This window comes from Aquibacillus saliphilus (assembly GCF_020404745.1).
Lineage (GTDB): Bacteria > Bacillota > Bacilli > Bacillales > Amphibacillaceae > Aquibacillus > Aquibacillus saliphilus.
In genome coordinates this window covers 1-25,954 of sequence record NZ_JAIZAP010000027.1, presented here as the reverse complement: position 1 = coordinate 25,954, position 25,954 = coordinate 1, and the positions used below count along the sequence as shown (strand labels likewise).

The window sequence follows — 25,954 nt, the reverse complement described above, 5'->3', positions numbered from 1 at the left end:
AGGTTTTACCCTAAGTACAGAACTCTTATAGAGTATTATTTATCGTTCTTCAACTTCTAAATTAAATTTATCTGCCGACTGGTTTTCATCTTCTTCTATATCGCGTAAATCAATTTCCTGTTCATCCGCTGAAAGCATTTTTACGTCCATTCCTAGACTTTGAAGTTCCTTAATTAATACCTTGAAGGATTCAGGAATTCCTGGTTCAGGAACATTATCACCTTTTACAATCGCTTCGTACGTCTTAACACGACCTACAACATCATCTGACTTAACAGTTAGAATCTCTTGAAGCGTATATGCTGCACCGTATGCTTCAAGTGCCCATACCTCCATTTCACCAAATCGCTGACCACCAAATTGTGCTTTACCACCTAATGGTTGCTGCGTTACTAATGAATATGGTCCAGTAGAACGAGCGTGAAGCTTGTCGTCTACCATGTGGGCTAATTTAATCATATACATAACCCCAACAGATACACGGTTATCAAACGGTTCACCAGAGCGACCATCATAAAGTACTGTTTTTGCGTCTCTCGCCATACCTGCTTCTTCTAACGTCTCCCATACATCTTCCTCACGCGCTCCATCAAATACTGGAGATGCTACATGAATACCAAGCTGTCTTGCAGCCATACCTAAGTGTAATTCCAACACCTGTCCGATATTCATACGAGATGGTACACCTAATGGGTTAAGCATAATGTCAATTGGTGTTCCGTCCGGTAAATACGGCATATCCTCTTCTGGCAATATCTTAGAAATAACACCTTTATTACCATGACGTCCTGCCATTTTATCGCCTTCAGATATCTTACGTTTTTGGACAATATAAGCACGAACAAGTTGATTTACTCCCGGTGGAAGTTCATCACCATCTTGACGATTAAAGATCTTAACATCCAAAACAATTCCTCCTGCACCATGTGGTACACGTAAGGATGTGTCTCTTACTTCCCTTGCCTTCTCACCGAAAATAGCATGAAGTAGACGCTCTTCTGCAGATAATTCGGTAACACCTTTAGGCGTAACCTTACCTACTAGTAAATCGCCATCACTTACTTCAGCACCAACACGGATAATTCCTCTTTCATCAAGGTTGCGTAGTGCATCCTCTCCAACGTTTGGAATGTCTCTAGTTATTTCTTCCGGTCCTAGTTTAGTATCACGAGCTTCTGATTCATACTCTTCAATATGGATTGAAGTATAGACATCATCTTTAACTAAACGTTCACTCATGATGATAGCATCCTCATAGTTATAACCTTCCCATGTCATAAAACCAACAAGGACGTTTTGTCCTAAGGCTAACTCACCATCCTCCATCGAAGGACCATCAGCAAGTATTTCACCTTTTACAACATGATTTCCAACGCTAACAATTGGTCGTTGGTTATAACAAGTTCCTTGGTTTGAACGAATAAACTTTTGGAGACGATAATTATCTAAGTCACCTTTTACTTGTTTACCATCCACTTCAGAAACGCGGCGGACATAGACCTCTTTTGCTTCAACACGTTCTACAATACCCTCGTTCTGACAAATAACAGCGGCACCCGAATCTTTACCGGATACATACTCCATACCGGTACCTACAATAGGAGACCTTGGTTGTAACAAAGGCACTGCTTGACGTTGCATGTTTGCACCCATCAATGCACGGTTAGAGTCATCATTTTCCAAGAAAGGAATACATGCAGTTGCAGCAGAAACTACTTGTTTAGGAGATACGTCCATATAATCAAGTCGGTCTCGGTTAACAATCGTGTTTTCCCCTCGGAAACGTGCAATAACTTCCTCATCGGTGAATGAGCCACTGTCATCGAGTTTTGCATTTGCTTGAGCAACTACATAATTGTCTTCCTCATCAGCAGTTAAGTAATCATATTGTTCGGTCACTTTCCCTGTTTCAGGATCAACTCTACGATAAGGAGTTTCAATGAAACCAAACTTATTCACTTTTGCATAGGAAGATAATGAGTTTATCAACCCGATATTTGGTCCCTCTGGCGTCTCAATTGGACACATGCGACCATAATGCGAATAGTGTACGTCACGAACTTCAAACCCTGCACGTTCTCTTGTTAGACCACCAGGTCCAAGTGCAGAAAGGCGTCGCTTATGCGTCAACTCCGCTAATGGATTGGTTTGGTCCATAAATTGAGATAATTGCGAGCTACCGAAAAACTCTTTAATAGAAGCAATTACAGGACGAATATTTATTAATTGTTGAGGTGTAATAGACGACGTATCTTGAATTGACATACGCTCACGTACCACACGCTCCATTCTAGATAGTCCAATTCGGAATTGGTTTTGTAACAGTTCACCTACAGAACGTAGTCTTCTATTACCCAAGTGGTCGATATCATCAGTATCACCGACCTGGTGTAGAATGTTAAAGAAATAACTGATTGCAGATAAAATATCCGCAGGAGCAATATTCTTAACACTGTCATCAACACTTGCGTTACCTATTACATTAAGTGTTCTTTCACCTTCTGGGTCTGTAGGGTCAATAATCTTAATTGATTGAATTTTAATTGGGTCTTGCAACACACCTTCGTGTGTTTCCACGAGTTCTTCCCCAAACTTATTTTCAGCAGCATCTAGGTAAGGTAAAACCTTATCTAATAATCTACGATCTAGCTTATCACCTTTTTGTGCAATCACTTCACCAGTTTCTTGATCCACAAGTGGCTCCGCGAGCACCTGATTGAACAAACGATTCTTTATGTGAAGCTTCTTATTCATTTTGTATCGACCCACACGAGCTAAATCGTAACGTTTAGGGTCAAAGAAGCGTGAAACAAGTAAGCTTTTAGCGTTTTCTACAGTCGGTGGTTCACCAGGACGCAGACGCTCGTAAATTTCAAGTAAAGCTTTTTCACTTGTTTCTGTATTGTCTTTTTCAAGCGTGTTCTTTAAGTATTCGTTGTCACCTAATAAATCGATAATTTCTTGATCGTTTCCAAAACCAAGTGCTCTCATTAGCACAGTTATTGGTAATTTACGAGTACGATCAATACGAACATGGACAACGTCTTTTGCGTCCGTTTCAAACTCCATCCATGCACCACGGTTTGGAATAACTGTCGCTCCATAGCCTCGCTTACCATTCTTATCAACTTTATTATGGAAATAAACACTTGGTGAGCGAACTAATTGAGAAACAATTACACGTTCCGCACCATTAATAACGAAAGTACCCGTATCAGTCATTAACGGGAAATCACCCATGAATACTTCCTGCTCTTTCACTTCACCCGTTTCGTTATTCAACAAACGAACTTTAACGCGAAGAGGAGCGTTGTATGTTACATCTCTTTCTTTGGACTCGGCTACAGGATACTTCGGTTCGCCTAAGTTATAATCCACAAACTCTAAAGAAAGATTTCCTGTGAAATCCTCGATTGGAGAAATATCCTGGAACATTTCTCTCAAACCTTCTTCTAAAAACCATTCATAGGAAGCGGTTTGAATCTCAATTAGATTCGGTAATTCTAGCACTTCACTAATGCGTGCATAACTTCTGCGCTGGCGGTGTCGTCCATACTGAACTAGTTGACCTGTCAACTGATTCACCCCTCAAATCAAGAATAAAAGATTAGAAAAAACTCGGTTTATCGTTAGAGGGAAGCAAAACATTTCGTTTCACGGTTACACCCCTTACGACGAAAACCATAGTTTCACTTACACTATTCAACCAAGTTAAATCTACGGTTGATAATATAAATGATAGACACCACCTACTAAAGTGATGTTGCCCTCGTCGCACTCTCTACCTACCAAAATTCTACAAACATCAACATATGTTGACTTTCATAATGGAAAAGGTATACTCTAATTGTGCGAAAAAAGTGTTCGACAAACATGCCGAACAAACTTGCGAACATAACCTTCTATTCACAAGCTTTTATTATTTTCACTCGCTGCTAAGCGAATGTTATACATAATTTACTTCCTATCTAGTTAGATAGTTCTAGATATCGACCAAAGCTGTCACAGAAATCCAGGAATTTTTTCATAAAAAAGAGAATAATTCCCTATTTTACAAGTGTTTCCTGCTAAAATATAATTATACATACAAAATATATATAAAAAAAATAAAATTTCCTCTTGACAACACAACTGGCCTATTGGCATTTTTCTATATTACCACAAACAAAAATTAGAGTCAATTATTTTATTTAGCACTATTTTTTACCAGCTCGTAGTATGTGATAACCTTTACTTTTATCAACTATCTCAACAGTTTCAAAGATTTCATTTAATTTCTTTTGAGCTGAAGCAGACCCCTGCTTCTTTTGAATAACTACCCAAATTTCCCCTTCTGGTAGCAGAGCATGATAACTTTCTTCAAACATCCGAAAAATCAACTCTTTACCCGCACGGATTGGTGGGTTTGTTAGTACAGCAGCAAAACTTCGTTCTTTAAGCGCTTCTAAGCGATCACTAATATAAAACTCCACATTAGTAACGTTATTTTGACTGGCATTCCGCCTCGCTAATTCAATAGCTCGTTCATTAACATCACTCATTACTACTTGTCTGTTCGGAAATGTTTTAGCAAGGGATATTCCAATTGGACCATAACCACAACCAAGATCCAACACATCTCCATCAATCTTAGGCTCCAAAAAGGTATCAATTAATAATCTAGAACCAAAATCAACTTCATTCTTTGAAAAAACGCCATGATCACTAGTGAAAGTGTACTTATTCTCTCTTAATTTAAATGTCCATGTTTTAGGATTACTTTTTGACTGGGGTTGTTTAGAAAAGTATTGTTCTGACATATCACACCTACTTTTTGTTAGCGTCTTTATATTTAGCTAGACTTTTTAAATTGGGGATGTAAACTATTATATGAATTATAAAAAACTATTAACTATATTGCGCAAATAGTTTTAATTAATTCCACGATTTCCTTTTTAGCAATAATATTATAGAAGAGATATGTTTTTTATTTATCATCACCATCATCAGTGATGGTTTTTAAGAATTTTTTTGCAATTCACAAAAACAAAGCTCGCCTAGTCTATAGGCGAGCTTTTAAAAATTATCTTACTTCACTTCAACAGAAGCGCCAACTTCTTCAAGCTTAGTTTTCATTTCTTCAGCATCTTCTTTAGAAACGCCTTCTTTAATTGCTCCAGGAGCGTTATCTACAAGGTCTTTAGCATCTTTAAGTCCAAGACCAGTGATTTCACGTACCGCTTTAACAACTTTAATTTTAGAAGCTCCAACACTCGCTAGAACTACGTCGAATTCAGTCTGCTCTTCAGCAGCTTCTCCGCCACCAGTACCAGCTGCAGCTACAGGCGCTGCTGCAGTTACACCAAATTCTTCTTCAATTGCTTTTACTAGGTCGTTAAGTTCAAGTACTGACATTTCTTTGATCGCTTCAATGATTGACTCTTTAGACATTATTATTTCCTCCTAATTGTTGTTTGTATTTTTTTAAATCCGTACCATCAAAAGGTTTATTATAAACCCTTAGTTATTAACTCATACTGCTTGATTATCGTACTATTATGCTCCTTGTTCTTCTTCTTTTTGCTCTGCAATAGCTTTTGTAGCATAAGCGAAATTGCGAACAGGTGCTTGAAGAACGTTGAGTAGCATAGAAAGTAGACCTTCGTAGTTTGGTAGGGCTGCGAGCTCTTTAATTTGCTCAAGAGATGCAACACTTCCTTCAATTACTCCACCCTTAATTTCAAGAGCTTCATGATCCTTAGCAAAGTTATTTAGAATCTTTGCAGGAGCTACGACATCATCGTTACTAAAAGCTATTGCAGTTGGCCCTACAAGAATATCGTTAAGACCAGTTAGCTCTGCCTCTTCTGTAGCACGACGAGTCATTGTGTTTTTATAAACTTTGAAGTCTACACCAGCTTCGCGCAACTGTGTACGAAGTTCAGTAACTTCTGTAACATCAAGTCCACGGTAATCCACAAGAATTGTGGATTTACTATCGCGGAACTTGTCAGAAATCTCTGTTACAATGTGTTTTTTGTGTTCGATAATCTTTGACATTGTTCCACCTCCTATTGACTTACATCATACCGATAGATACCAGTGTCAATAACGAGAAGTTCCCGTTATTCTATCAACCTTGATACTTGATTAAACTAGGATAGCAAAAAACAAGCCCCCATGTAGACACGGAGGCTTGTTGAATTAAAGATACTCTCAAAGAAAGTAGATATATCTTTTCTATTCACACACCTCGGTAGGTAATTAAGCAGTAATGCTCCTACTGTCTACGGTATAACGTATTTTATTTATTAATATATTTAAAGCAACCTTATATAGATAAGCTTTTAAACAACATTGTTTATTATAAACAACAATTTGTTCTAAGTCAACAGTTTATTTTGAAGAAACGTCAACTTTTACGCCAGGTCCCATTGTTGATGTCACAGCAACGTTACGCATATAAACACCTTTTGCCGCCTGTGGTTTTGCTTTGACTACAGTATCAAGTAGTGATTCAAAGTTCTCAACAAGTTTTTCGATATCAAAAGATGCCTTACCGATAGGAACATGAATGTTTGACTGTCTATCAACACGGTATTCTACTTTACCTGCTTTAATTTCGTTAACAGCTTTCTCAACATCGAAAGTTACAGTTCCAGTTTTAGGATTCGGCATTAAACCTTTAGGTCCGAGTACACGACCAAGTTTACCAACCTCTGCCATCATATCTGGTGTTGCTACGATAACATCAAAATCAAACCAACCTTGGTTAATTTTGCTAATAAGTTCTTGTTCTCCAACGAAATCTGCTCCAGCAGCTTCTGCTTCTTTTGCTTTCTCGCCTTTTGCAAAAACTAATACAGTTTGTGTTTTACCAGTACCGTGTGGTAAAACCATTGCTCCACGGATTTGCTGGTCAGCTTTTTTAGGATCTACTCCTAAACGAAATGCAGCTTCAACTGTTTCGTCAAAGTTTGCTTTAGCAGATTGCTTAACTAGCTCTAAAGCTTCTTTTATTCCATACTCTTTTGTACGATCAACAAGTTTTAGTGCTTCTTGTTGCTTTTTTGTTTTCTTAGCCATTATATTTTCCTCCTAGATTGTGGTTTTAACGGTTATACCTCCCACTTAATAAAGCGGAACGGGCGCCGTATTCAAATAACAAGAATGACTAGCGGCCCGCATAGCTAGACTTCCAACAACAAAGGTTGCGAAATGGTTGTTACTCCATCTTCGCAACCTTCCTCCTATGGTAAGAGTACCGTTGTGGGATTAGTCTTCAATAACAATACCCATACTACGCGCAGTTCCTTCGACCATACGCATAGCCGCTTCAACGTCAGCAGCGTTTAGATCAGGCATTTTTGTTTCAGCAATTTCTTTTACCTTGTCACGCTTTACAGTCGCAACTTTTTTGCTGTTTGGTTCACCTGATCCACTTTCGATTCCAGCTGCTTTCTTTAGAAGAACAGCTGCAGGTGGAGTCTTAGTAACAAATGTAAATGAACGGTCTTCAAACACCGTAATTTCAACCGGAATAATCATACCTGCTTCATCTGAGGTACGAGCATTAAATTCCTTACAAAATCCCATGATATTAACACCTGCCTGACCTAGTGCTGGTCCTACTGGTGGTGCTGGATTTGCTTTCCCTGCTGGGATTTGAAGTTTTACAACTTTTATAACTTTTTTAGCCACGAAACACACCTCCTTAAGTCCGTGATGTGGTAATAGGGTTTGTACCCTCCCACTCATTTCATATACAAATTAAACCTTATACTCGAGGCATAAAGAACATAAAAATTCTAGCATCTTTATAGATAAATTGCAAGTGAATGTTTAGTTGTTTTCCATAATAAGAGAAACACCTATTTAAAACCACTTCGCACTACTAGCTAAAATTTCTATATATCCCAGTACCTACAATTTCTCAATCTGAGAAAATTCTAGTTCAACAGGGGTTTCTCTTCCAAACATATTTACGTGTACTTTCACTTTTTGTTTGTCGATATCAATATGTTCGATAGAACCCGTGAAATTAGTGAATGGTCCGTCAGTTACGCGAACACTTTCCTTAACCTCAAAATCAATTTCTGTAATTGGCTCATCCATTCCCATACGTTTAAGAACAACTTCCACTTCTTCATCTAAAAGAGGAATAGGTTTTTGTCCAGATCCAGTTGAACCAACAAATCCCGTTACGCCCGGTGTGTTGCGAACTACGTACCAAGAATCATCAGTCATAACCATTTCAGCAAGTACATAGCCTGGAAATACCTTCTTTTTGGATACTTTCTTTTTACCATTTTTAATCTCAGTTTCTTCATCTTCAGGGACAAGCACTCGAAAGATTTTGTCTTCCATACCCATCGATTCTAAGCGTTTTTCTAAGTTAGCTTTCACTTTATTTTCATACCCTGAATAAGTGTGCACCACAAACCATTGTTTTTCCATAATATAGGACAAACGTTCTTGTCCTTCCCTCCCTTATAATTAACTGATAATCCAAGTCTATTCCTATCAATGACGGATAAGTGATAGCTGTTCATCACGCTTTCACAACCGATTCAGATCACACCGTAGGCTTGTATTTCATTATTTTTTTCCAATTTAAAAAACCCGCAAGACGGGTTTTTTGCTCAAAAAATATTATTATTATTCATTATAGCATAAAATATAAACTATTATTCAAAAAATAAGTTAAGAATTTGAGTAATCCCTAAATCAATAACCGCAAAAAACACCGCTACAAAAGCAACTGTACTAATAACCGTTATTGTATAACGTGTTAATTCTCGTCTTCTAGGCCATGTTACTTTTTTCATTTCCCTAGATACATTTTTGAAGAACGTAACAAGATTCATGCTTGTACCCCCAAACTGATGCCGACTAATGGCTTCTTCCTTATTTTGTCTCTCGATGCAAGGTATGAACTCCGCATCTTTTGCAAAATTTCCGAACTTCTAATCGCTCGGAAGTAACTGTATTTTTATTAGTAGTATAATTTCTGCTTAAACACTGTGTGCATGCTAGTACTATTTTTTTTGACATAATTTCCCCTATCTAAGGGTTCTCACTCCTACTAATGTAGCATGGTTATAAAACCCTGTCAACGCTTGTTTACAAGGTAATCTCACTAATTTCTAGATAGCGTTCGAGCTTACGCTTGACACGTTGCAAAGCATTATCAATTGACTTTACGTGTCGTTTTAATTCTACGGATATTTCCTGATATGACTGACCATCTAAATATAATGCAAGTACTTCTCTTTCTAATTCACTTAATAATTCTGACATTTTAAGTTCCATATCAACGAACTTTTCTCTATTAATTATTAATTCTTGAGGGTCTATCGTTTTTGACCCCCCAATAACATCTAGCAATGTCCGATCAGACTCTTCATCATAAATAGGCTTGTCCAAAGATACATAAGAATTTAGAGGAATATGCTTCTGTCTTGTTGCAGTTTTAATAGCCGTAATAATCTGCCTAGTGACACAAAGCTCAGCAAATGCCTTGAATGATGATAGCTTGTCTCCCTTGAAATCCCTGATCGCCTTATACAAACCTATCATACCTTCTTGTACAATATCTTCACGATCTGCGCCAATCAGAAAATATGTGCGAGCTTTCGCACGAACAAAGTTTCTATACTTGTGAATCAAATGGTCCAATGCTTGACTATGCCCACAATGAACTAATTTGATCAGCTCATCATCTTCAAGAATTCCTAAATCTAGTTCCTGGTTGTCTGTATCCTTGTGCAAGGTGCTCACCTGGACTCCCCCCGATTATATTCCGTGAATATATAGAAGTATTATACAGGAAGCGCTTCCCAAACGTCAACAATGCGTCAGTGTTTACCTCGACGCCATTTCTCAAATACTTCCAAAACATCTTTATTGATTGGTATTTTTGTAGATACTTGATTGTTTTTATAATTTATTAATTCTTCTTCAATTTCTTTTTCAATACTCTTTGTTTCAATCAATAGTTCCCTTGCCGATTTCCTAAGGGCCCCTTGAGCAAATATTGTTCGTTGCTCCGTATAGTCAGATGTTGCAACATACACTTTTGTTTTGACATTCTTAATTTCCTTAACAAGGCGTTCAATACATTCATCAGCAGTTTCATTTTCTTTCGTGTAGATAACATCAACGTTATAGCTTGTTTGTTTTGTTTCTACACCCTGGACATAGTAAGCATCAAAAACAATAATAACTTTCTCACCTTTATACGCTTGATACTCCGCCATCTTCTCTATTAGTATTTTTCTCGACTGAGCCAAATCGAGGTCTTTTAATGCTTTCAACTCTTCCCATGCACCGATGATATTGTACCCGTCAACTAATAATACAACCATGACTTACTCGCCAATCGGGTGACGTTTTCGGTAAACTTCATACATAAGAAGGCTTGCCGCAACTGAGGCATTTAGTGAAGTAACCCTTCCCTGCATTGCTAGCCGAACAGTCCAGTCACATTTTTCTTTCACAAGACGGCTCATCCCTTTTCCTTCATTTCCAATAACTAAAGCAATTGGAATGCTTCCATCTAGCTGTCGATAATCCTCAGATCCTTCCGCTTCCGTTCCAACAACCCACACATTCCGTTCCTTTAACTCTTCAATCACGTTTACTATATTTGTAACACGCGCCACAGGTATATATTCAATTGCACCAGCCGAAGTCTTTCCGACTGTAGCAGTTAAACCAACCGATCGACGTTTTGGTATGATAATACCGTGAGCACCTGTCGCATCTGCAGTTCGCATGATAGACCCCAAATTATGAGGATCCTCTATTTCGTCCAAAATCATAAAAAACGGCTCTTCATTTTTTGCTTTCGCTGCAGCAAACAAATCATCTAGATCACTATACGAATACGCGGCAACCGATGCTACCACTCCTTGATGATTACCTTCTACCAATTGATCAATTTTTTTCTTAGGTACGCGTTGAACGATTGCACCACTTTGCTTCGCAAGAGTATTTATCTTTTGAAATGATTGTGTATGTAACTGATCAGACACCATTAACTTATTGATTGATCGTCCTGACTTTAGTGCCTCAATCACCGGGTTTTTTCCAATAATCCATTCTTCTGACATTACTTCATCACCTTCCTTCAACAAATTCTATTGCCATGCTTACTAATTCTTTAAGTCTTGCCTCTTGTCCATCTAGGTATAAATAGCCAATTAGAGCCTCAAACGCCGTGCCATACCGATAGGTTTGAACATCTGTATTCTTAGGAACAGAACCTGATTTAGCGTTTCTTCCTCTCCGTACAACGCTCATTTCATCGTCAGATAGTAACTCTGAATCTAGCCAGTGCAATATCACTTTCGCTTGCGCTTTAGCAGAAACAAATTTAATAGCTGTTTGGTGTAAGTGATTGGGCTTAACTGACCCTTTATTAATCAAGTGTTGCCTAACATAGATTTCGTGCACAGCATCCCCCATATACGCGAGGGTTAAACTTTTCATTACCTTTGCATCATTAGTACTATTCATCATCAGCCCCGCTTCCATCTAGTTCCTTGAGGGGTGTCCTCTAAAATGATATTTCTCCCTTTTAAGTCATCCCTAATTTTATCTGCTAATGCAAAGTCCCTATTCTTCCTTGCATCTATTCTTTGTTCTATTAATGATTCAATCTCGTCCTCTAAGAGGCGTTCCTGCTCTTGCAACTCGATTCCAAGTATACCTGTAAGCGATGATAATACTTCTTGAAATGCGGTAATCACATCTACAGAGGTTTGCTTTGATTGCAAATAAACGTTCGCATCTTTCGTTATATCAAAAAGCACAGCAATAGCATTAGCTGTATTGAAATCATCATCCATTTCATCTGTGAAACGTTGCTTGTATTGTTCAACTTTATCTTTCCACTCTTTACTATCATTAGCTAAGTTAGTACTAGAATTTTTTCTGTGCTCCAAGTTTTGATAAGCTGTCTTAATTCGATCCAAACTATTTTGAGCCCCTTCTAGTAGTGCTTCACTGAAATTAATCGGATTTCGGTATTGAACACTCAACATAAAGAAACGAATAACTTGAGGGTCATGTTGCTTAATAAGGTCATGCGCTAGCACAAAGTTCCCTAGAGACTTAGACATCTTTTCATTATCAATATTAATATACCCGTTGTGCATCCAATAGTTTGCAAACGTGTGACCATTACTAGCCTCAGATTGCGCAATTTCATTTTCATGATGCGGAAATGTTAAATCTTGACCCCCGGCATGAATATCTATTGTTTCACCAAGATATTTTTTAGCCATAGCTGAACATTCAATATGCCAACCTGGTCTTCCGTTTCCCCAAGGTGATTCCCATGCAATTTCTCCAGGTTTAGCCTGTTTCCATAACACGAAATCTAACGGGTCATTTTTCTTTTCGCCAACTTGTATTCGGGCACCAGAACGCAACTCGTCAATTGGTTGATGAGAAAGTTTCCCGTAACCATCAAAGGCGCGGGTTTTAAAATAGACATCTCCATCCGCCTCGTATGCGTAATCTTTATCAATAAGATTAGCAATGAATTCAATTATATCAGTCATTGTTTCTGTTACACGCGGGTGATGAACAGCCTCTTTTACACCTAGTGCCGCTACATCAGCCATGTATGCATTGATATAACGCTCTGCCACTTCTGACACTTCACCACCAAGATCATTTGCCGCTTTAATGATTTTGTCATCTACATCTGTGAAGTTTAGAACATATTTCACCTCGTAACCTCGATATTCTAAATACCTTCGAACGGCGTCAAAGACAATAGCAGGTCTAGCATTACCAATATGGATGTAATTATATACAGTTGGACCACAGACATACATCCTAACTTTATTTTCTTCTATTGTTTTAAAGGGTTCTTTTTGTCTAGTTAACGTATTATAAATCTGAATGGGCATTTACTTGTTCCTTCCTTTCAATTCAACTAGCTCGTTTTTTAAATTTTTTATTTCATTTTTCATTTCTTTTATCACTTCTGACATTGGATCTGGTAACTTATGGTGATCAAGATCTCTTCTTACCTTCTCACCATTTTGAATTACTACACGCCCCGGAATGCCAACAACAGTAGAGTGGTCAGGCACGTCGTTTAGTACAACCGATCCAGCTCCTACTTTAGAACTTTCCCCAATAGTAATCGATCCTAATACTTTTGCCCCGGTAGCAATTAGAGCATTATCTTTAATTGTCGGGTGACGCTTGCCCTGCTCTTTTCCAGTCCCCCCGAGCGTTACACCTTGAAAGATGGTAACATTATCTCCTATTTCACAAGTTTCACCAATTACTACTCCCATTCCATGGTCAATAAAAAAGCGATTGCCTATCTTTGCACCTGGATGGATCTCAATTCCTGTTAAAAAGCGGCTAACTTGTGAAATAAAACGGGCGATAAAGAAAAACTTTTTATTATATAACGCATGTGCTAATCGATGGGCCCAGATGGCGTGTAGTCCTGAGTACGTAAGAAAAACTTCAAAATAAGTCCGCGCCGCGGGGTCTTGATCAAAAACCACTTCAATATCCTGCTTTAACAATTTTGACATACTCACACCAAACAGCCTCCTTCTTAGATTGATGACGTTTAAAACAAGGGATGGAAAAAAGCGCAGGCGCCGGAGCTTTGACGTGGCTAACTTAGTAACTAATCATCCACAGCAGTCCTTTTTATAATTTTCCTAGAAAAAAAACGCCTCTGTGTTTATCAAAACACAGAGACGCTTTTTGCGCGGTTCCACTCTGTTTAGGGATAATCAACCCCTCAACTTAGTCTCTTATAACGGTGAGAACCGCCCTTATTTACTTAATTTCAATAAGAGACTCAGAGGTGCATTTCAAAAGAACGGTCTAAAAATCACTTTCAGCCAAAGCGGTGATTCTCTCTGTATAAGATCGCTACTTTTTACTTCTCCTCATCAACGTTCATATTTGTAATACTACTATATTATATAATCCACTAAATGTGAAACAATCAGTTTAGTTTTTTTCTAAAGCTGAATATATTCTTGCCACTACCCTATCTTTTCCTAGCAAATGAATCGCATTAGGCAGTTCTGGGCCGTGTACTTGTCCTGTAGTAGCAACTCGGATTGGCATGAAAAGTTTTTTGCCTTTATGTTTAGTTTCTTTTTGAGTTGCTTTAATTTCAGCCTTTATCGTTTCAGGTGTAAAGTCTTCAAGTTCAGTTAACTTCTTGGCAAATGCTTGTAACACTTCCGGTACTTGTTCGCCTTGCAATATCTCCAGTGCTTCTTCAGTAAAATCAATTTCTTGTTTAAAGAAAAGCTCTGTCAATTCTACAATTTCTGCCCCAAAGCTAAGTTGATCTTTATAAAGTCCGATTAATTCTAAAGACCAATTATGCTGGTCTACATCCATATCTTCCGGAAGTCTACCTGCAGCAACTAAATGAGGCAAACTTAATTTTACAACATCATCAAAATCCGCCGCTTTTATATATTGGTTATTGACCCATTTAAGCTTTTGAGGATCAAAGATTGCTGGTGAAGTAGATAAACGCTCTGGATCAAACATTTCGATAAATTGATCCTTTGTAAATAGTTCTTCTTCCCCTACAGGTGACCATCCAAGCAACGAAATAAAGTTAAATAACGCTTCTGGTAAATAACCTAAATTCTTATATTGCTCAATAAATTGCAAAATGTGTTCATCACGCTTGCTTAGTTTTTTGCGATTTTCATTTAAAATTAGGGTCATATGACCAAACGTTGGCGCCTCCCAAGCAAACGCATCATAAATCATCATCTGTTTTGGCGTGTTTGATATATGCTCTTCCCCTCTTAAAACATGGGAAATTTTCATTAAATAATCATCGATTGCTACTGCAAAATTATAAGTAGGAATACCGTTCTTCTTAACAATAACCCAGTCACCAAAATCACTTGATTCAAATGTGATCTTGTCTCTAACAATGTCATTGAACTTATACGTTTTATTTTTTGGAACTCGGAAGCGAATGCTTGGTTTACGCCCTTCTGCTTCAAAAGTATCTATTTGTTCTTGACTCAAATTGCAATGAGCACCAGAATACTTAGGAACTTGTCCGTTTGCTCTTTGTTCTTCCCGTTCTTGATCTAACTCTTCTTCTGTCATGTAGCATTTATAAGCAAGATCTCTTTCGAGTAACTCATCCACATATTTTTGGTATGTTTCCAAACGTTCTGTTTGGCGGTAGGGTCCATAGTCGCCTCCAATATCTGCGCCTTCATCCCATTCTATTCCTAGCCATCGCAAATAATTAAGTTGGCTCTCTTCGCCACCCTCTACATTCCTTTTTTCATCTGTATCTTCTGTTCGAATAATAAACTTCCCGCCTAAGCTTCGTGCATATAAATAGTTAAATAGTGCAGTACGAGCATTGCCAATGTGTAAATTTCCTGTTGGACTTGGTGCGTAACGAACTCTTACTTCATTTGTCATAATTATCTACTCCTTCATCCATACGTGCAAAATTCTTTTTACTATACAATTTTTATTGTTGATTAGCATACAACAAAACCACAGCCTGAGCAGCAATTCCCTCATTGCGTCCAGTAAATCCTAATTTCTCTGTAGTTGTAGCTTTTACATTGACTTGGTCGACGTTGACAGTCAAAATACGCGCAATATTACTTCTGATTTCTTCTATGAATGGCGCCATCTTTGGTTGTTGGGCAATTACAGTGCAATCTAAATTCCCTAATTGATAACCTCTGTTAGTTACTAATTGCCATACATGACTAAGCAGTTTTTCAGAATCCGCATCCTTATATAATGGATCAGTATCTGGAAAGTGTTTACCTATATCACCTTCTCCAATTGCACCTAAACAAGCATCTGCAATCGTATGTAATAAAACATCTGCATCAGAGTGTCCTAAAAGTCCTTGTTCATGAGGAATTGTTACCCCACCAATAATACAAGGACGGTTATCAGCAAACTGATGAACATCAAAACCTTGCCCAATACGAAACATCATGCTTTCTCCCTCTCGTCATTTTTTTCTTTTAAAAAAGCCTGGGCACGTTGCAAATCCTCAGGAGTTGTCAGTTTAATATTATCATAGCTACCCTTTACTATTTCGACAGGATAACCCATCCGTTCAACTAAAGATGCATCATCTGTACCAAGAAAGTTCTCAGTTGCAGCCAAATCATGTGCTTGGTGGATAACATCAACACGAAAGGCTTGCGGTGTTTGAGCAGCCCATAACGTTTTTCTATCTAATGTAGTTAATTCATTTCCATTTAATTGTTTAATCGTGTCAGTTACAGGTACAGCTAATAAAGCTGCTTTCTTTTTATTTGTGATGGTAGCCAACTGGTGGAGATTATCTTTACTCACAAATGGTCTTGCCCCGTCATGAATAAAGACGATACCTTCTGGATCGTTTATATGACTTAGTCCTTTCAGCACACTATTTTGGCGCTCACTTCCACCTTCAACCAGTATAACTGTTTTATTTACAGGATACTCATTTATTAAATCCTGCATCCGTTTCATTTCATTATAATTTACAACTAGTATAATCGAATGACACCAGCTATCATCAGCAAAAACATCCAGCGTATGTATGATTAAAGGCTTATTCCCAACCTTAATAAACTGTTTATTTTCACCAGCATTCATCCGCTTACCTTCACCAGCAGCTAACACAATTGCATAATATTTAAACATATTTATCCGCCTTATGAGTAGAATATAGTAAGGGACTTGTCCACTAATTTTCTAATTTAACCTGAACAAGTGTCAATGGTTTTTACTACTATTTATTTTTTACCAAAACTAATTCTCTCTGATAGTATAACAAAAGCGATAACATGATGTTATCACTTTTGTTTACCATATATGTTATACCTTTTTTAGAGTGCTTTTTCAAGTAATTTTGGTTTAGCAAATATCATACGGCCTGCAGAGGTTTGCAATACACTAGTAATTAGCACTTCAATCGTTTTACCGATATAGTCTTTACCTTCTTCTACAACAATCATTGTTCCGTCATCCAGATAGGCAACACCTTGCTTTTGCTCTTTCCCATCTTTAATTACCTGAACAGTGAGCTCTTCACCTGGTAATACTACCGGTTTAACAGCATTAGCAAGATCATTAATATTAAGCACCTGAACGTTTTGGAATTCACAAACTTTATTAAGGTTAAAATCATTGGTGACGACGATTCCGTTTATTACCTTTGCTAGTTTCACTAACTTACTATCTACTTCTTGTATTTCTTCAAAATCACCTTCATAAATTTCCACGTTCACTGGTATATCCTTCTGCATCCGATTTAAAACATCTAAACCACGTCGGCCTCGGTTTCGTTTCAATACATCTGAGGAATCGGCAATATGCTGAAGTTCTTCCAATACAAACTGTGGAATAATTACTGTCCCCTCTAGAAAGCAAGTTTGGCAAATGTCTGCAATTCTGCCATCAATAATAACACTAGTGTCTAATATTTTTACTTTTGGAACATCACTTTCTGTCAGATCTTCATCTGATTTTTTATTATCTTTTTCCTTTTTGGCCAATGTTAACAGTCCCAAAAATTCATCTCTTCGCTTAAAACCAACCTGAAAGCCGAGATAACCCATAAGCACAGTTAAAAAGATTGGTATGACCTGCGACACCACTTGGATCTGAATGTCTTGCAAAGGAATGTTTACTAGAAATGCAATAACTAATCCAATAATAACTCCCAAACTACCAAATAAAAGGTCTGCCACTGGAGCCTTAACCAATCTTTCTTCCACTAGTCGGAAGAAGTCAACAATATAATCAACAGCCCAAAACGATAATAGAAATAAAATAATAGCACCTAGAATTAAGCCTACATAAGGGGACTCTATCCAGTTACCGCTTGAAAAATCTAATAACCCAATTAAATCTGGTACATACAAATACCCAATGGTACCACCCGCAACAATAATAAATAACTGCACGATTCTTTTTAGCACCACAGTCACCTCCTATCAATTAGTATTTCCAATTTTATAAAAGTTAATCTAATATATTTATAAATTATATCAATTGTATTCATATAAAATAACACAATTGGCAAAAACAGTCAAATAAGCAAGCATAAAATTTTACCACAATTGATATAACAAGTCAAATGTTGTTATCTTTTCATTTAGGCTTGTTTGTCCATAATTTCCCCTTGAAATCAATCTAGTTAATTTTGAGAATAGCGAGCGCTACTGGCCTTTAACTTATCTTTCACCAAGTGAAGCCTTTAAAGCTTCATGAACTGAATTTATACCTATAACTTCAATTTCTTTAGGAATTGTCCAACCATCTAGGTTTCTGCTTGGTATTATTGCACGTTTAAATCCTAGCTTGGCAGCTTCTTGTACTCTTTGTTCAATTCTAGACACTCTTCTAATTTCTCCAGTTAAGCCAACCTCTCCTATTAGAATATCATCTGGTCTTGAGACTTGATCTCTAAAACTAGAAGCTATACTAACAGCAATTGCCAAGTCAATCGCTGGTTCGTCTAATTTCACTCCCCCAGCAACTTTTACATAGGCATCCTGGTTTTGTAACATTAGCCCAACTCTTTTTTCTAAAACAGCCATTAATAACGGCACACGGTTATGATCTATTCCTGTTGCCATTCTTCTAGGGTTTCCAAAGCTAGTAGGCGAGATAAGGGACTGGATTTCTACTAAAACAGGTCTACTTCCCTCCATAGATGCCACAACAGTTGAGCCCGCAGCTCCTTGCGATCTTTCTTCTAAAAATATTTCTGAAGGGTTTAATACTTCTCGTAAACCTTCTTCTTTCATTTCGAATATACCCATTTCATTCGTGCTTCCAAACCGGTTTTTCACACCACGTAGAATTCTGAAAGTGTGATGACGCTCACCTTCAAAATATAGCACCGCATCTACCATGTGCTCTAGAAGTCGTGGACCTGCAATTGACCCTTCTTTAGTAACATGCCCCACAATAAAAATTGGGATATTATTACTCTTAGCTATCCGCATTAGTTCACTTGTACATTCGCGCACTTGCGATACGCTGCCAGGTGCACTAGAAACTTCCTCGCGAAATATAGTTTGAATTGAATCAATGACGACAAAAGAGGGAGCTAATTGTTCTATTTGGTTCGCGATATCCATTAAGTTAGTTTCTGCTAAAACATAGAGTTGATCAGACATTACTCCGAGACGATCTGCTCTAAGTTTCGTTTGTTGAGCAGATTCCTCTCCTGATATATATAAAACACTTAAGTTTTTATCCGCAAGCTGGGCAGAAACTTGTAGTAGTAAGGTAGATTTCCCTATCCCTGGGTCTCCTCCAATAAGTACGAGTGAGCCTAGGACAATTCCCCCTCCAAGCACTCGATTAAACTCTTCCATATTCGTTGTGATTCTAGGTTCTTTTAGCGATTGAATTGCGGTAATACTCTCCGCTTTAGGTTTCGATGTTTGTGCTGTTACCATTGTATGTCTTGAAGCGTTTTGTAATGCCACCACTTCTTCGATTAATGTGTTCCAGTTATTGCAGCTAGGGCATTTGCCCATCCACTTTGGCGATTCATAACCACATTCTTGACAAACATATTTCGTTTTTCTTTTTACCAACGCTGTCGCACCTCATTCCTATACCCATTCTATACGAGTTGTATGACGTATAAGTTACAAAGTTCTATCATTTTATTTAAAACTTTATGGAAAATGTGGAAATTTTATGGAAAATTAAAATCTATTTAAATTTTAATGCCATTATCGACGTTATTACCATTTTATAAATTTCTTACTATGAAAAAATCGGAAGGTCATGACCTTCCGATTTAACCATATACCCTAAGACTTAATTAACACTGTACTTACTCTGCGGAAACAGCAAACTCATCCTTACTATTTATGTCAATTTTAACCTTTTGACCTTTTTGAATAGTTTCCTTTAATAGTTCCTCTGATAATAAATCTTCTACATTTTTTTGAATTGACCTTCTTAATGGACGCGCCCCATATTCCGGATCAAAACCTTCTTTTGCAATTTTTTCAATTGCTTTATCTGTTATTTGGAAGTCAATTTCTTGATCGGATAAACGCTTCTGTAATTGCTGTACCATTAGCGTCACAATCTCTTTCATATGCTTTCTTTCTAAGGAATGGAACACGATGGTTTCATCAATTCTGTTTAAGAACTCAGGACGAAATGCTTTTTTCATTTCTTCTACCACTTTTGACTTCATTCCCTTGTAATCCTCTTGTTCTTCTTCAAAATTGAACCCGACGTATTTATTTCGTCTAAGTTCACTCGCACCCACGTTTGAGGTCATTATCAAAACGGTGTTTCTAAAATCTACTGATCGCCCTTTAGAATCCGTTAAACGCCCGTCTTCTAAGACCTGCAACAGAATGTTGAATACTTCCGGATGAGCCTTTTCCACTTCATCAAGCAGAACAACTGAATAAGGTTTTCTACGTACCTTTTCTGTCAATTGTCCACCTTCTTCATAACCTACATATCCCGGCGGTGACCCTACTAATCGAGATGTAGAGTGTTTTTCCATGTACTCAGACATATCAATTCGAATCATAGCGTCTTCATCACCGAACATAGCGTCAGCTAACGACCTCGCCAATTCTGTTTTACCTACTCCTGTTGGACCTAAGAAGATAAATGAACCAATTGGTCGCTTCGGATCTTTTAGTCCTGCTCTCGCTCTACGAATCGCTTTTGACACAGCTTTAACAGCTTCATTCTGACCAATGACGCGGTCATGAAGGATAGATTCCATATTAAGTAATCGATCCGTTTCATCTTTAGTTAGTTTTGATACAGGTACACCAGTCCAGGTTGAAACGACACTTGCTATGTCTTCAACAGTTACTTCTGAACTTTCTTGACCTTGTTTTTCTTTCCATTCTTCTTTTGTTTTATCTAATTCTTCGCGTAGATGTTGTTCGTTATCCCTTAACGAAGCTGCTTTCTCGAATTCCTGACTTTGAACTGCCGCATCCTTTTCCTTTCTAACTTCTTCAAGATGTTGCTCCAATTCTTTTAAGTTAGGCGGAGCTGTATATGAACGAAGACGAACTTTTGATGCTGATTCATCAACTAAATCAATTGCTTTATCAGGTAAAAAGCGATCTGTTATATATCTGTCGGAAAACCTTACAGAAGCTTCAATTGCATCATCTGTAATTGTCACACGGTGGTGTGCTTCATAACGATCTCGTAAACCTTTTAAGATTAAAATGGATTCGTCTAAAGTTGGTTCTTCAACTTGGATAGGCTGGAAACGACGTTCTAGTGCAGCATCTTTTTCAATGTACTTACGGTATTCATCCAACGTAGTCGCACCAATACACTGGAGCTCACCGCGAGCAAGCGAAGGTTTTAAGATATTAGAAGCATCAATAGCACCTTCTGCCCCACCTGCACCAATTAATGTATGCAATTCATCGATAAATAGAATAATATTACCCGCTTGTCGAATTTCTTCCATTACTTTTTTGAGACGATCTTCGAATTCTCCACGGTATTTTGTTCCAGCTACAACCGTACCCATATCAAGGGTCATTACTCGTTTGTCACGAAGTGTCTCAGGAATTTCATTATTAACTATTTGTTGTGCTAAACCTTCAGCAACAGCCGTTTTACCAACACCAGGCTCACCTATTAACACGGGGTTATTCTTTGTACGGCGGCTTAATATTTGAACAACTCGCTCAATTTCCTTTTCACGTCCTATTACTGGATCTATATTTCCTTCTTTAGCAATAGAAGTTAAATCTCTAGCTAGTGAATCTAACGTGGGTGTATTGGCTGTAGCTGATTGGCCTCCTCGGCTATGCTGACTAGATGCCGACTCATTACTCCCTAATAACTGAAGTACTTGTTGACGAGCTTTATTTAAGCTTACACCTAAATTATTAAGAACACGTGCAGCCACACCTTCACCTTCCCGAATTAATCCAAGTAAGATGTGTTCTGTTCCAACATACGAATGTCCTAACTTTCTAGCTTCATCCATTGATAACTCAATTACCTTCTTAGCCCTTGGTGTATAATGAATAGTTTGTGAGACCTTTTGTCCTCTTCCGATAAGTTTCTCTACTTCTTCTTGTATTTTTTCTGTTTCTAACCCAAGTGAACTAAGGGCCTTTGCAGCAATACCTTCCCCTTCACTTACCAACCCTAATAAAATATGCTCTGTACCTATGTTATTGTGACCAAGCCTTACAGCCTCTTCTTGTGAGAGGGCTAGAACTTTCTGCGCTCTTTCAGTAAAACGTCCAAACATCATCTGGGTATCCTCCTAGCGTTATTTTTCTAATTTTAATCGTTCTCGAATTAATGAAGCTCTTAATATATCCCTATCTTGAGGTGAGAGTGTTTTTTTGGCATAATGTTGTAAAAACCCAGGTTGGGTTACAACCAACAATTCATTTAATATTGTTTTAGAGACATTACTAATAAATCCAACGTCAATCCCAAGTCTTACGTCTGATAAACATATAGCCGTCTCTTTTGATTCTATGATACGACTATGCTCTAGTACCCCGTAAGATCTAAAAATACGATCTTCCAATTGAAGTTCTGATTGTTCAATTAGTAGTTGTCGTGCTTTGCGCTCTTGTTCAACTAATTTATTTACAACACTCCGTAAATCCTCAACAATATCTCGTTCAGATCTACCAAGGGTAATCTGATTGGATATCTGAAATATATTACCTAGCGCCTCACTACCCTCACCATATATACCCCTTACCACAAGTCCTAACTGATTAATCGCAGGAATCATTCGACTAATCTTTTGTGTTAAGGCTAAGGCGGGTAAATGCATCATAACTGAAGCACGCATTCCCGTTCCAACATTCGTTGGGCAGCTTGTTAAATATCCTCTAGTTTCATCAAATGCATAATTTATTTTCTCTTCTAACCAATCATCAAAATCAAATGCCTGTGCTAATGCTTCCTCTAGTTGAAAACCTGGAAAGTACAACTGAAACCGTATATGATCTTCTTCATTAACCATAACAGATACCTGTTCGCTTTTTGAGATTAATGCTCCTCCCAGTTTTCCGTTTTCTGCCAAATGCGGGCTGATTAGATGTTTCTCAACAAGTACACGTTTTTCAATTGGTTTTAAATCACTCATTCTAACAAATTCAAGATCATGATAATTTTTAAAAGACTGCTGGTGATATTCTTGATTAAAAAAATCCAGAATTTTTTCTAAGTCCTCATTCTCAGCAATAATAGGGAAAGGGGTTTGATCAAAGTTTCTAGCTAACCTGATCCTGCTGCTCATTACAATGTCGCTATCCGGCCCTTCATCTTTCATCCATGGACTTATTGCTTCATTCATAAATTGCTGTAATGACATTACACCTCACCCTCTCCATCATGGTTAGTGCCTTTTTCCTTTTCCATTTCCTTTATTTGATCACGAACCTGTGCAGCTTGTTCAAATTCCTCACTCTGAATTAACTGTTGAAGCTTTTCTTTATATCCATTTAATAATTTCTTCTGATAAATATTACTGCCTATTCTTTTAGGTATTTTACCTTCATGAACAATATTACCACTATGAACACGTCTGAAAATTGGATTTAAACGATCTGAAAATGTATGATAACAAGATGCACAACCAAATTTACCAACTTGAGTAAACTCTTTGTAAGTCATACCACACTTTGGACATTTTAGACCTTGTTCATCTGAAAGATTTTTAGACTTCTGTTCATTTAGGGAAGTATCAAAGTTAAATAGGCCCGATAGTAAATCATGTAGTGAATAAGCTTCTTCCCCGTACGAAACATAGCCTTTCTCTTTTGCACAATGCTCACAAACATGAATTTCTGTTTTACTTCCATTCACAACTTTTGTGAAATGTAATGTTGCTGGGCGTTCATGACATTCTTGGCACTCCATACCATCATCTCCCTCCAAAGACTGACTGTCTTAGTATTTTAATGAAGATAACATTGCTGTCATTATTCTTGCCCTTAATTCGTCTCTTAGAGGCAGTTGAAATGCAAGTGTTGTTCTACTAATTGCACTTAACATAATTTTCGCCTCACGCTTTGTAATCAATTCTTCTTCTAACATTCTTTCATAAATATCAACTGCCGCTTGCTGAGTTACTCTTGGCTGAATCATTTCAGTAATTTCATCAATTAGCTTCGCCTTATCCACATTTGTGATTCTAATAATGCGGATATAACCTCCGCCTCCCCGTTTACTTTCGACTATATATCCTCTTTCTACTGTAAAACGAGTGTTTATCACATAATTAATTTGAGAAGGAACACATTCAAATCTATCAGCTATCTCGCTACGTTTTATCTCTATTGTATTCTTGTTATTACCTTGAATAATATTTTTTAAATATGCTTCAATAACATCAGAAATATTACTCATATTGCCCTCCTCCTCAATTATTGACTTTGACTATCTTTGACTTTAATTATACTCGACTTTTTACTTGATGCAAATGAAATGTTTTATTTCTATTCTTGCCGTTAAATTCAAAAAAATCCCTGTAAAAAAACAAGGATTTTTCAATAAATACTAAGTTATAATTTTTCTTGATTTATTGCCGTTCGTTGACTTTTTTTACATGTTCCATTTTTGAGACTCGATCATATAATTTATATTTGTCATACCCTTTTATACTATCAATTACTATGAATAGATTTCTATCCAAATCCACTTTCTTCTCAATTTCTAATTTCCCAACTTTTAAGTTAAATTCGTCAAACACTTTTAATATGCTTTCTATATCCATTTCAGGAGCAATTACAATTTGAGTGGATAATTTGTTCCGATCTTTTCTAAAAAGTTTTTCAAATTTATTTAGAAATACTAAACTCAACAATATAACGATTGTGGTTAAGACTGCTTCACTATACATTCCTACTCCAATTACTAAGCCAAGACCAGCAACAGCCCAGATAGACGCAGCTGTAGTTAATCCCTTTATTGTCATTCCATTAACAATAATTGTACCTGCACCAAGAAAACCAATACCACTTATTACGTAAGATGGAATTCTAGCAGGATCAAACCTAATATTATCATGTTTTTGAATATACTCTTCAAAACCATACAACGAGAGTAACATCATTAAACAGGCTCCTACTCCGACAAGAATATGTGTACGAAAGCCTGCAGAATGATTATTACGTTCTCTTTCAAAGCCAATTAGACCAGATAGTATGAGAGCAATAAATATTCGCGTTGCCATTAAAACAAAATCATCACTAAATAAGTTGTCTATAGCTATTGCCATTTTTTCACCATCCTCATTCTAATTGTATTATCATTTTTATAAATTCATTAGTATTATTCTATCTGAATTTCTAAAATTGTAAAATAAATCAATGTTTTTTACTTTCTCTCATAGATAGTTATAAATCCTAGATATCAGAACAAAAGCGCTGGTGCCTTTGAATTAAGAAAAGACACTCTAAGTTGCCTTCCTTTGTGATCACCCTAGGGCAATAAGACAAGCCTCGGCATGGCGCTCTTTACAACATAGAGGATGCGACTTAAGACCTCAAATGGGGCAGCTGCTCCTGCAATTACTCGTCGCAAAACCACTTTGAAGTTTAACTTAGGGTTATTTCGCTGGATCTGGATGAACTATCTTAGGAATTAATTATCCACTTTATAATTTACTAGACTACAAAAAAGCCTCTAAAAGAATAACCTTTTAGAGGCTTAATTTAATGCCTAGCGGCGTCCTACTCTCGCAGGGGCAAAGCCCCAACTACCATGGGCGCTGGAGAGCTTAACTACTGTGTTCGGCATGGGAACAGGTGTGACCTCTCCGCTATTGCCACTAGACCAACAGGTATATTTAAAGGCAATGCACCTTCAAAACTAGATAAGAAAAACAAGACATCAACGTGAAAACAAAACGACATTCATAAGCTTTCGCTTTATCATTCTAGCTTCGACTCCCAAATCCTCGCTGTTATAAGCA

Annotated in this window: 25 protein-coding genes, 1 rRNA gene and 2 other annotated features; all 26 genes read right to left on the bottom strand. The window is 37.4% G+C overall.

What is annotated here, in order from left to right:
* Window positions 1–39 precede the first annotated feature (39 nt).
* The 26 genes from rpoB to rrf all read right to left on the bottom strand — a co-directional run bounded on the left by rpoB (window position 40) and on the right by rrf (window position 25,815).
* Window positions 40–3,576: a DNA-directed RNA polymerase subunit beta gene (gene rpoB / locus LD272_RS20275; protein WP_226038420.1), complete on the bottom strand. Its 3,537-nt coding sequence runs from the start codon at window positions 3,574–3,576 to the stop codon at window positions 40–42.
* Window positions 3,577–4,196: 620 nt separating this feature from the next.
* Window positions 4,197–4,799, bottom strand: a complete 603-nt coding sequence (locus LD272_RS20270; RefSeq protein WP_226038419.1) for a class I SAM-dependent methyltransferase — start codon at window positions 4,797–4,799, stop codon at window positions 4,197–4,199.
* 268 nt (window positions 4,800–5,067) lie between these two features.
* Window positions 5,068–5,430 (bottom strand): 50S ribosomal protein L7/L12, encoded by a 363-nt coding sequence (rplL, locus tag LD272_RS20265; RefSeq protein ID WP_226038418.1) that lies wholly within the window; start codon window positions 5,428–5,430, stop codon window positions 5,068–5,070.
* A gap of 105 nt (window positions 5,431–5,535) precedes the next feature.
* Complete coding sequence (gene rplJ / locus LD272_RS20260; RefSeq protein WP_226038417.1) at window positions 5,536–6,039, bottom strand: 50S ribosomal protein L10; 504 nt, start codon at window positions 6,037–6,039, stop codon at window positions 5,536–5,538.
* 99 nt (window positions 6,040–6,138) lie between these two features.
* Window positions 6,139–6,290 (bottom strand) — a sequence feature (ribosomal protein L10 leader region).
* Between the two features lie 85 nt (window positions 6,291–6,375).
* Window positions 6,376–7,065 (bottom strand): 50S ribosomal protein L1, encoded by a 690-nt coding sequence (rplA, locus tag LD272_RS20255; protein WP_226038416.1) that lies wholly within the window; start codon window positions 7,063–7,065, stop codon window positions 6,376–6,378.
* Window positions 7,066–7,254: 189 nt separating this feature from the next.
* On the bottom strand, window positions 7,255–7,680 hold the full coding sequence (gene rplK / locus LD272_RS20250) for a 50S ribosomal protein L11 (protein WP_226038415.1): 426 nt from the start codon (window positions 7,678–7,680) through the stop codon (window positions 7,255–7,257).
* 222 nt (window positions 7,681–7,902) lie between these two features.
* Complete coding sequence (nusG, locus tag LD272_RS20245) at window positions 7,903–8,436, bottom strand: transcription termination/antitermination protein NusG (RefSeq protein ID WP_226038467.1); 534 nt, start codon at window positions 8,434–8,436, stop codon at window positions 7,903–7,905.
* Between the two features lie 230 nt (window positions 8,437–8,666).
* Complete coding sequence (gene secE, locus LD272_RS20240) at window positions 8,667–8,846, bottom strand: preprotein translocase subunit SecE (RefSeq protein WP_226038414.1); 180 nt, start codon at window positions 8,844–8,846, stop codon at window positions 8,667–8,669.
* A gap of 40 nt (window positions 8,847–8,886) precedes the next feature.
* Window positions 8,887–9,033, bottom strand: a complete 147-nt coding sequence (gene rpmG, locus LD272_RS20235) for a 50S ribosomal protein L33 (RefSeq protein ID WP_226038413.1) — start codon at window positions 9,031–9,033, stop codon at window positions 8,887–8,889.
* A gap of 69 nt (window positions 9,034–9,102) precedes the next feature.
* Window positions 9,103–9,750, bottom strand: coding sequence for an RNA polymerase sporulation sigma factor SigH (sigH, locus tag LD272_RS20230; RefSeq protein ID WP_226038466.1), 648 nt, complete (start codon window positions 9,748–9,750; stop codon window positions 9,103–9,105).
* Between the two features lie 86 nt (window positions 9,751–9,836).
* A complete protein-coding gene (locus tag LD272_RS20225; protein WP_226038412.1) occupies window positions 9,837–10,346 on the bottom strand; it encodes an NYN domain-containing protein in 510 nt (169 codons plus the stop codon).
* A gap of 3 nt (window positions 10,347–10,349) precedes the next feature.
* Window positions 10,350–11,093: a 23S rRNA (guanosine(2251)-2'-O)-methyltransferase RlmB gene (gene rlmB / locus LD272_RS20220; protein ID WP_226038411.1), complete on the bottom strand. Its 744-nt coding sequence runs from the start codon at window positions 11,091–11,093 to the stop codon at window positions 10,350–10,352.
* Window positions 11,094–11,100: 7 nt separating this feature from the next.
* Window positions 11,101–11,499, bottom strand: a complete 399-nt coding sequence (locus tag LD272_RS20215; protein ID WP_226038410.1) for a Mini-ribonuclease 3 — start codon at window positions 11,497–11,499, stop codon at window positions 11,101–11,103.
* 2 nt (window positions 11,500–11,501) lie between these two features.
* Window positions 11,502–12,902, bottom strand: coding sequence for a cysteine--tRNA ligase (gene cysS, locus LD272_RS20210; RefSeq protein ID WP_226038409.1), 1,401 nt, complete (start codon window positions 12,900–12,902; stop codon window positions 11,502–11,504).
* Window positions 12,903–13,547, bottom strand: coding sequence for a serine O-acetyltransferase (cysE, locus tag LD272_RS20205; protein WP_226038465.1), 645 nt, complete (start codon window positions 13,545–13,547; stop codon window positions 12,903–12,905).
* Window positions 13,548–13,711: 164 nt separating this feature from the next.
* Window positions 13,712–13,929, bottom strand: a binding site (T-box leader).
* A gap of 48 nt (window positions 13,930–13,977) precedes the next feature.
* Window positions 13,978–15,441 (bottom strand): glutamate--tRNA ligase, encoded by a 1,464-nt coding sequence (gltX, locus tag LD272_RS20200; protein WP_226038408.1) that lies wholly within the window; start codon window positions 15,439–15,441, stop codon window positions 13,978–13,980.
* 52 nt (window positions 15,442–15,493) lie between these two features.
* Window positions 15,494–15,976, bottom strand: a complete 483-nt coding sequence (gene ispF, locus LD272_RS20195; RefSeq protein WP_226038407.1) for a 2-C-methyl-D-erythritol 2,4-cyclodiphosphate synthase — start codon at window positions 15,974–15,976, stop codon at window positions 15,494–15,496.
* A complete protein-coding gene (ispD, locus tag LD272_RS20190) occupies window positions 15,976–16,677 on the bottom strand; it encodes a 2-C-methyl-D-erythritol 4-phosphate cytidylyltransferase (protein WP_226038406.1) in 702 nt (233 codons plus the stop codon). Before ispD ends, ispF begins: the two co-directional genes overlap by 1 nt.
* A gap of 185 nt (window positions 16,678–16,862) precedes the next feature.
* A complete protein-coding gene (locus tag LD272_RS20185) occupies window positions 16,863–17,957 on the bottom strand; it encodes a PIN/TRAM domain-containing protein (protein WP_226038405.1) in 1,095 nt (364 codons plus the stop codon).
* A gap of 255 nt (window positions 17,958–18,212) precedes the next feature.
* On the bottom strand, window positions 18,213–19,589 hold the full coding sequence (gene radA, locus LD272_RS20180; protein ID WP_226038404.1) for a DNA repair protein RadA: 1,377 nt from the start codon (window positions 19,587–19,589) through the stop codon (window positions 18,213–18,215).
* Between the two features lie 245 nt (window positions 19,590–19,834).
* A complete protein-coding gene (clpC, locus tag LD272_RS20175; protein ID WP_226038403.1) occupies window positions 19,835–22,267 on the bottom strand; it encodes an ATP-dependent protease ATP-binding subunit ClpC in 2,433 nt (810 codons plus the stop codon).
* 18 nt (window positions 22,268–22,285) lie between these two features.
* On the bottom strand, window positions 22,286–23,350 hold the full coding sequence (gene mcsB / locus LD272_RS20170; RefSeq protein WP_226038402.1) for a protein-arginine kinase McsB: 1,065 nt from the start codon (window positions 23,348–23,350) through the stop codon (window positions 22,286–22,288).
* The gene (mcsA, locus tag LD272_RS20165; RefSeq protein WP_226038401.1) at window positions 23,350–23,898 is read right to left on the bottom strand and encodes a protein-arginine kinase activator protein McsA; all 549 of its coding nucleotides are present in this window, start codon (window positions 23,896–23,898) and stop codon (window positions 23,350–23,352) included. The genes mcsB and mcsA overlap by 1 nt, the downstream gene beginning before the upstream one ends.
* A gap of 30 nt (window positions 23,899–23,928) precedes the next feature.
* Window positions 23,929–24,387 carry a CtsR family transcriptional regulator gene (locus tag LD272_RS20160; RefSeq protein ID WP_226038400.1) on the bottom strand — a complete coding sequence of 153 codons (459 nt, stop codon included), beginning with the start codon at window positions 24,385–24,387 and terminating at the stop codon, window positions 23,929–23,931.
* A gap of 172 nt (window positions 24,388–24,559) precedes the next feature.
* Window positions 24,560–25,258, bottom strand: coding sequence for an MgtC/SapB family protein (locus LD272_RS20155; RefSeq protein WP_226038399.1), 699 nt, complete (start codon window positions 25,256–25,258; stop codon window positions 24,560–24,562).
* A 441-nt stretch (window positions 25,259–25,699) separates the two neighbouring features.
* Window positions 25,700–25,815: ribosomal RNA gene (gene rrf, locus LD272_RS20150) — 5S ribosomal RNA — on the bottom strand.
* Window positions 25,816–25,954 lie beyond the last annotated feature (139 nt).

Excerpts from the sequence above, each read along its gene's own strand:
- LD272_RS20155 (WP_226038399.1), bottom strand. The coding sequence starts at position 25,258 with ATGGCAATAGCTATAGACAACTTATTTAGTGATGATTTTGTTTTAATG.
- LD272_RS20160 (WP_226038400.1), bottom strand. The coding sequence starts at position 24,387 with ATGAGTAATATTTCTGATGTTATTGAAGCATATTTAAAAAATATTATT.
- cysS (WP_226038409.1), bottom strand. The coding sequence starts at position 12,902 with ATGCCCATTCAGATTTATAATACGTTAACTAGACAAAAAGAACCCTTT.
- LD272_RS20270 (WP_226038419.1), bottom strand. The coding sequence starts at position 4,799 with ATGTCAGAACAATACTTTTCTAAACAACCCCAGTCAAAAAGTAATCCT.
- mcsA (WP_226038401.1), bottom strand. The coding sequence starts at position 23,898 with ATGGAGTGCCAAGAATGTCATGAACGCCCAGCAACATTACATTTCACA.
- mcsB (WP_226038402.1), bottom strand. The coding sequence starts at position 23,350 with ATGTCATTACAGCAATTTATGAATGAAGCAATAAGTCCATGGATGAAA.
- LD272_RS20215 (WP_226038410.1), bottom strand. The coding sequence starts at position 11,499 with ATGAATAGTACTAATGATGCAAAGGTAATGAAAAGTTTAACCCTCGCG.
- rlmB (WP_226038411.1), bottom strand. The coding sequence starts at position 11,093 with ATGTCAGAAGAATGGATTATTGGAAAAAACCCGGTGATTGAGGCACTA.
- clpC (WP_226038403.1), bottom strand. The coding sequence starts at position 22,267 with ATGATGTTTGGACGTTTTACTGAAAGAGCGCAGAAAGTTCTAGCCCTC.
- ispF (WP_226038407.1), bottom strand. The coding sequence starts at position 15,976 with ATGTTTCGTATTGGGCAAGGTTTTGATGTTCATCAGTTTGCTGATAAC.
- rplJ (WP_226038417.1), bottom strand. The coding sequence starts at position 6,039 with ATGTCAAAGATTATCGAACACAAAAAACACATTGTAACAGAGATTTCT.
- cysE (WP_226038465.1), bottom strand. The coding sequence starts at position 13,547 with ATGTCAAAATTGTTAAAGCAGGATATTGAAGTGGTTTTTGATCAAGAC.
- rpmG (WP_226038413.1), bottom strand. The coding sequence starts at position 9,033 with ATGTCAAAAAAAATAGTACTAGCATGCACACAGTGTTTAAGCAGAAAT.
- gltX (WP_226038408.1), bottom strand. The coding sequence starts at position 15,441 with ATGACAAATGAAGTAAGAGTTCGTTACGCACCAAGTCCAACAGGAAAT.
- secE (WP_226038414.1), bottom strand. The coding sequence starts at position 8,846 with ATGAATCTTGTTACGTTCTTCAAAAATGTATCTAGGGAAATGAAAAAA.
- LD272_RS20225 (WP_226038412.1), bottom strand. The coding sequence starts at position 10,346 with ATGGTTGTATTATTAGTTGACGGGTACAATATCATCGGTGCATGGGAA.
- nusG (WP_226038467.1), bottom strand. The coding sequence starts at position 8,436 with ATGGAAAAACAATGGTTTGTGGTGCACACTTATTCAGGGTATGAAAAT.
- rplA (WP_226038416.1), bottom strand. The coding sequence starts at position 7,065 with ATGGCTAAGAAAACAAAAAAGCAACAAGAAGCACTAAAACTTGTTGAT.
- rplL (WP_226038418.1), bottom strand. The coding sequence starts at position 5,430 with ATGTCTAAAGAGTCAATCATTGAAGCGATCAAAGAAATGTCAGTACTT.
- ispD (WP_226038406.1), bottom strand. The coding sequence starts at position 16,677 with ATGTTTAAATATTATGCAATTGTGTTAGCTGCTGGTGAAGGTAAGCGG.